Origin of the sequence: Halomonas sp. 3F2F, assembly GCF_014897805.1 — a bacterium.
Taxonomy (GTDB): domain Bacteria; phylum Pseudomonadota; class Gammaproteobacteria; order Pseudomonadales; family Halomonadaceae; genus Vreelandella.
In genome coordinates this window covers 1-5,912 of the sequence record NZ_JABUZE010000131.1, presented here as the reverse complement: position 1 = coordinate 5,912, position 5,912 = coordinate 1, and the positions used below count along the sequence as shown (strand labels likewise).

At 47.1% G+C, this 5,912-nt stretch carries 6 protein-coding genes; 5 read left to right on the top strand and 1 reads right to left on the bottom strand.

What is annotated here, in order from left to right; genetic code table 11:
* Together INT21_RS13685 and INT21_RS13680 are read left to right on the top strand one after the other, a co-directional pair.
* On the top strand, positions 1–482 hold a 482-nt coding region (locus INT21_RS13685), incomplete at its 5' end, for a hypothetical protein (protein WP_226930658.1).
* Entirely contained in the window at positions 479–2,389 is a 1,911-nt protein-coding gene (locus tag INT21_RS13680; RefSeq protein WP_193085349.1) for a DNA topoisomerase III, read from the top strand. The genes INT21_RS13685 and INT21_RS13680, both read left to right, overlap by 4 nt.
* Before the next feature lie 125 nt (positions 2,390–2,514).
* On the opposite strand, the gene INT21_RS13675 is transcribed toward INT21_RS13680, so the two are convergent.
* The gene (locus tag INT21_RS13675; RefSeq protein ID WP_193085348.1) at positions 2,515–3,633 is read right to left on the bottom strand and encodes a hypothetical protein; all 1,119 of its coding nucleotides are present in this window, start codon (positions 3,631–3,633) and stop codon (positions 2,515–2,517) included.
* A gap of 86 nt (positions 3,634–3,719) precedes the next feature.
* Here INT21_RS13675 and INT21_RS13670 point away from each other — a divergent pair, with 86 nt between their 5' ends.
* The 3 genes from INT21_RS13670 (at position 3,720) to INT21_RS13660 (ending at position 5,875) form a co-directional block, all read left to right on the top strand.
* Positions 3,720–3,953, top strand: coding sequence for a helix-turn-helix domain-containing protein (locus INT21_RS13670; RefSeq protein WP_193085347.1), 234 nt, complete (start codon positions 3,720–3,722; stop codon positions 3,951–3,953).
* Positions 3,954–4,225: 272 nt separating this feature from the next.
* Positions 4,226–4,429, top strand: a complete 204-nt coding sequence (locus INT21_RS13665) for a helix-turn-helix domain-containing protein (RefSeq protein WP_193085346.1) — start codon at positions 4,226–4,228, stop codon at positions 4,427–4,429.
* 9 nt (positions 4,430–4,438) lie between these two features.
* Positions 4,439–5,875 (top strand): type I restriction endonuclease, encoded by a 1,437-nt coding sequence (locus tag INT21_RS13660; protein ID WP_226930657.1) that lies wholly within the window; start codon positions 4,439–4,441, stop codon positions 5,873–5,875.
* Positions 5,876–5,912: the final 37 nt, after the last annotated feature.

The window sequence follows — 5,912 nt, the reverse complement described above, 5'->3', positions numbered from 1 at the left end:
TAAACGTGAGCATCCAAAACACACCTTCTGAGCGGGGTGAAATAACCAAGCAAAGGCTTGAAGATGCTCTTCAGCGCTTAATCGATGGCAATCCTGAAAGAACTCCCAATGACGGAAAATTGAATTTAAGTCGAATAAACAAGGAAGCTGGCCTTAGCTCTGGTGGCATATACTATTACGATGACTTTGTTGAAAGAGCAAGGCGTGAAATTGATAAATACAAATCAAGAATTTCGGCTTCTTCATCTGCTAAAGTTAAAATATCTGTAGATAGGCTTAGAGCCCAAAGAGATAAAGAGCGTGAGCTTAAAGAACGTTACAGATCACAGCGAGACGATATCAAAAAATTCTGTGACCAAGTTATCGCACGAAATGCCAATTTAGAGTTCTCCCTTTACGAGGCACTTGAGGAAATAGAAGCCCTTCAGGCTGAGCTGAACACAGTGAAAGTTGTGGGTATTGAGCGAGGTAAGCAGAGTTGATTCTATATATTGCCGAAAAACCGAGTGTCGGACGCGCAGTTGCAGATGTGCTTCCCAAACCCCACCAGAAAGGTGATGGGTTTATCAGGGTGGCTAATGGTGATGTTGTAACCTGGTGTATTGGTCACTTATTGGAGCAGGCTGAGCCAGATGCTTATGACCCTGAGTACAAAAAGTGGAAAAAAGAGCACCTGCCAATTATCCCAGTCGAGTGGAAACATCAAGTCAAAAGCCAAACCCGCTCACAGTTTAATGCTGTCAAAAAACTGATCAAAGAAGCTGACCAATTGGTCAATATGGGTGACCCTGATCGCGTCGGTCAGATCCTGGTCGATGAAGTGATCAATTATTCAGGTGTGAATAAGGCGAAACGCGAAGCCACATTGCGCTGTCTCGTCAACGATATGAACCCTGCTGCTATCAAGAAGGCATTGAATGATCTTCGCAAGAATACTGACTTCATACCGTTAGCAACATCCGCCCTGGCAAGGGCAAGGGCCGATTGGCTCTATGGGATTAATATGACTCGCCTTTGCACCCTTCTTGGCCAAAGCGCTGGGTACAACGGCGTTTTGTCGATTGGCCGAGTGCAGACGCCTGTATTGGGGTTGGTCGTTCACCGAGACCAAGAAATCGAAAACTTTATAACCAAGCCTTTTTATGAGGTCTTCATAACGCTTCAGACCGTGGCGGGTGAGTCTTTTACAGCAAAATGGAAGCCTAGTACTGCTTGCGAGGCTTACATGGATGAGGAAGGCCGTGTGCTTTCACGAAAGCTTGCCGAAGTCGTTCTTCAAAAGGTAGTCGGACATTCAGGCAACGTCATCGCAGTCAAACGCGACAAGAAAAAACAGCCTGCTCCCCTACCCTACAGTCTTTCATCACTGCAGATTGATGCATCAAAGCGCTTCAATCTAAACGCCCAGAAGACTCTGGACATATGCCAACAATTATATGAACGCCATAAGCTGATCACCTACCCGCGGTCAGACTGTCGGTATCTGCCTAAAGGCCATTATGACGAACGCTACACGGTAACTCAGTCTATTGCCAAAACATCGGCGACGCTTTCTGATAGCGTTCAAAAGGCTGACCTCGACCTAAAGAGTAAGGCGTGGAACGATGTCAAAGTGGGCGCGCACCACGCAATTATACCAACATCCAGAGCAGTCCCAGGTGATCGCCTGTCTCAGGATGAGAAGAATATCTATGAGCTAGTTGCCCGTCAGTACCTTATGCAGTTTTACCCGCCGTTTGAGTATGCAGAGCACCAAATTGACAGCGAGGTGGAAGGAGGACTATTCATTGCCAAACAGAAGTCAGTTATTTCTAACGGCTGGAAGGCACTGCTACCACCTCAAAAGACCCCAAAGCAAGACGCTGAGTTTTCGACAGTGGCTCTTCCCAATGTGAAGTCTGGAGATCCTGTTACCTGCATCGACGGCAAAATGGACGAGAAACAAACCAGCCCCCCGAAACGCTTCACAGACGCAACATTACTCGCTGCCATGACGGGAATAGCGAGATACGTATCAGACCCTGAAATTAAAAAAGTGCTAAGGGATACAGATGGGCTCGGCACGGAAGCCACCCGTGCAGGGATCATCGAGTTATTGTTCAAACGGCAATTTCTGACAAAGAAAGGTAAGGAGATCCACTCGACAGAGGCAGGAAAGCACCTTGTTAACAGTCTGCCTAAACGAATGGTTGTTCCTGATATGACAGCACATTGGGAGTCTCAGCTTGAAGCCATCAGCGAGAAGCGGATGCGATACGGGCAGTTTATGCAGCCCCTCACTGATGGCCTGAAAGCGCTAATAGCTGAAGTAGAAAGCGGTGATTTCTCGGCTCTACGTGGAATGGGCAAGAAGCCGATGCGAAAAAGAAAAACAGCTAGAAAAAAATAGATCAGCACAAACCGCATACTGGATTGGTTCAATGCTTATCTGGTTGGCGTCCTATGTGCAACACAAGGACGCCCGAAGCAATATCAATTCTTACTCAAACGCTCTGTTCGTAAAGGCCACTCTTTTCAAAAAACGTCGGCTAATCGGTAAGTAAAACCGCCGTCGTCAGTGCCCAGAATAATATTGAAGATGACGCGGCTCAATGAGGACTGCGGAAGGTTATAGTTCCTACCAAATGGCTTCACTTCCCATTCATTGGCCAGGGCACGCTCCATACTCCGTGAAATGTTCCCAACAACCGAGTTAGCTGCCTGCCGTTTGCTGATAGAACTACGCATATAATAGGCAGCGGCGTCCTTGGCGGCCCGCCAAATGAAGTTATAGACCTGGGCTACACTAAAATGCTCTAGGCACCTGCTGAGCATCTGGCGGCTTTTCTCCCCCGGCGACAAGTACAGCTGATGCTCTTCAAGCATAACCTTCAAGAAACCAATGCACTCGTTCAGTTGGGCTTCCTTGCATAGCGCATTAAATTCCGACGATTGCTTGACGGTGTATGCGGTTTCTTCATCAAAAAACTCATCGATTAGTGCAGTGACTTGGTCGGCATCAAAGGGAAGGTTAAATGCGCATGCTCCAAGGTCGATACTCAACTGATCATCTTCATGAAGCTCGATCACCTCAAGACGTGTATCTAGGGAAATCAACAATAAGTTATGATCAATCAAATGCTGAAGCACCTCATGATCATAGACAGAGTCGGGCGACAGAGTGCAAGCGGGATAATCGTTAAGTGGTTCTATGGTAGCAAGTTGCTCATCGCCTAACGCCTGAATCGTCGCTAGCAGATAGACCTTGCTCGTCAGGTCTAGCGCTGCCAAATCTGGTACGTTGCTTTTCGCCGACTGCCGCATTTTCAGAAGCAACTCTTGCTTTTCGTCAGCAATGGATTGTCGTTCGGCTTCCAAGCATGCACTACAGACCCGATCCCGAAGCCATCGGCGATCTTGGTACTGGCTGCGAGTTCCAAAGCGGTATGGCTGTCTGCAACGACCACAGCAGATATCTTCCAGCCATACGAAAGCATGCTGTTCGACGAACTTACTGACCTCGTGTGTTTTCATTGAATTAGCGGTCGCGATTTCGCTAATTTTGAAGACAAACTCACCGTCATCAGACTGCATCCAGTATTCCCCGCAGATACGCGCGCCCTGCTCATCATCAGTGATTATCTCCAACTTCATACAGGCCGCTCCAAATGGGAATCATAGTCCGTGGAATTGTATCCAGTGCCCCGTGATAGTTCCATCCTTTGGATGGAGCTGGACAGATGCGGAACGAGAAGCTGGTGGCGTTCGGGCAGAGAGTCAGAGAGATTCGTAAAAGCAGAGGATTATCTCAGGAAGGCATGGCTGCCCTGGCCGGGGTTGATCGCAGCTACATGGGCCACATAGAACGCGGTGAGAAGAACATTACCCTGACTAAGATCTACCAGATTAGTGACGCGCTCGGTATCGAGGTCGCTGATCTCTTTCCACGTAGTGAAGCCACTAACCTATCCTGATCCCAATAACTGTGTCAGCTATTCGATACCGTTTTGCTAACAAACCATTCATTGAAAAATGTGACACTCCATCTTTTTTTCATACGATAGCCTTTCCGTCAATTGACCCAAGGCCGCAAAAGCATTTGACGCTTTGCCCTAGGTAGTGAGCATTCCTATCAAGCCAGCCGTGTCGCAGATAATTGCGAGTTCATCTAGCAAAATCTAAGCAGAAATGACCATATATGGTAGGCTAGAAAATTAATTTGGCGAAGTAACCTGAGGGCACAATAATGATCCGCTGCCATCTCGCCCGCATGATGGGCGAACACAAGATGCGTATCGCCGACGTTGCTAGAGAAACCGGGCTCAGCCGTGCAACGATTACCTTGCTCTATAAAGAAACGGCGCAGAAAGTGGATCTGGCAGCCATAGAGAAGCTATGCCTAATGTTCGAATGCCAGGTGGGTGATCTGCTTGAGCTGACACAACAGTAATCAGGGAATATGATGAAATTCAACGAAGACACCCGAGTCAAAATCCCTACTATTCTGCACCTGATGAAGCTGGGGTATCAGTATCTCTCGCTCAAGGGGCAAAGTTGGGACTTGGACACCAACATATTCCCTGAGCTGTTCTCATCAGCAATCACTCGAATCAACCCAGGCATCAAGGCTGATGATGTATCTCGACTACTAGAAGACCTGAAATTATTGCTTGATAACGAAGACTTAGGCCGCGCCTTCTTCGCAAAGCTAACAGAACGCTCTAATACTAAGCTGATCGATTTCGAGAACTTCAATAACAACAGCTTCCACGTTGTCACCGAGTTAACATGTCAGAATGGTGATGAAGAGTTTCGGCCAGATATAACCCTGCTTATTAATGGCATGCCGCTTGTCTTTATTGAAGTAAAAAAACCAAATAATCGTGAAGGCATATTGGCGGAACGGGATCGCATCAATAAGCGGTTCCAGAATCCAAAATTCAAACGCTTTGCCAACATCACGCAATTCATGATTTTCTCCAACAACATGGAGTATGACGACTTTGATCCAGAACCTATACAGGGAGCTTTCTATGCCAGCTCCTCGTATAGCAAGCCTGTTTTCAATTACTTCCGTGAAGAAGAGGTTCTAAATTTTACGTCACTACTCAAGCCATTAACGGATGATGAAGAGCTCAAGGTTCTGAAGGATAACAACCTAGAAGTTATCCGCAGTAATCCTGAGTTCACTATCAATAAAGATCCGAACCGACCTACAAACCGCATTTGTACCTCGCTGGTCAGTCGGGAGCGGCTAGCTTTTATTATGAGATATGCGCTCACGTATGTGTCTGAAACTGTTGGGCTACAAAAACACATCATGCGGTACCCGCAATTATTTGCCACTAAGGCGATTGAGAGAAAGCTCGATGACGGCATTAAAAAGGGCATCATCTGGCACACTCAAGGCAGTGGAAAAACTGCTCTTGCCTTTTACAATGTTCGCTTTCTGACCGATTATTTCCAACGGCAGCAGGTCATTCCCAAGTTCTACTTTATCGTGGATCGACTGGACTTGCTGCAGCAGGCGCAGCAAGAATTCACCGCTCGTGGCTTAACAGTTCATACTGTTAACTCACGCGAGGATTTTACCCGCGATATTAAGACGACACAGGTTATTCATAACCATTCGGGTAAGCCTGAAATCACGGTGGTGAACATCCAGAAATTCAAGGACGATCCGGATGTCATTTCTACCAACGACTACGATGTTGCCATTCAGCGCGTTTACTTCCTGGATGAAGTCCACCGCAGCTACAACCCCAAAGGCAGCTTCCTCGCTAATTTGAGCCAGTCAGATGCAAATGCCATCAAAATTGGGCTTACAGGAACTCCACTGCTAGGCGAAGAATACAATTCCCGCGCATTGTTCGGCGACTACATCCACAAATACTAAGTGAATCCGCATAAGTTATGGTGTATAAAGCGAGGCT

What these genes read in the sequence shown, in the direction of transcription:
- INT21_RS13675 (WP_193085348.1), bottom strand. Translation starts at nt 3,633, where the DNA reads ATGAAGTTGGAGATAATCACTGATGATGAGCAGGGCGCGCGTATCTGC.
- INT21_RS13670 (WP_193085347.1), top strand. Translation starts at nt 3,720, where the DNA reads ATGCGGAACGAGAAGCTGGTGGCGTTCGGGCAGAGAGTCAGAGAGATT.
- INT21_RS13665 (WP_193085346.1), top strand. Translation starts at nt 4,226, where the DNA reads ATGATCCGCTGCCATCTCGCCCGCATGATGGGCGAACACAAGATGCGT.
- INT21_RS13660 (WP_226930657.1), top strand. Translation starts at nt 4,439, where the DNA reads ATGATGAAATTCAACGAAGACACCCGAGTCAAAATCCCTACTATTCTG.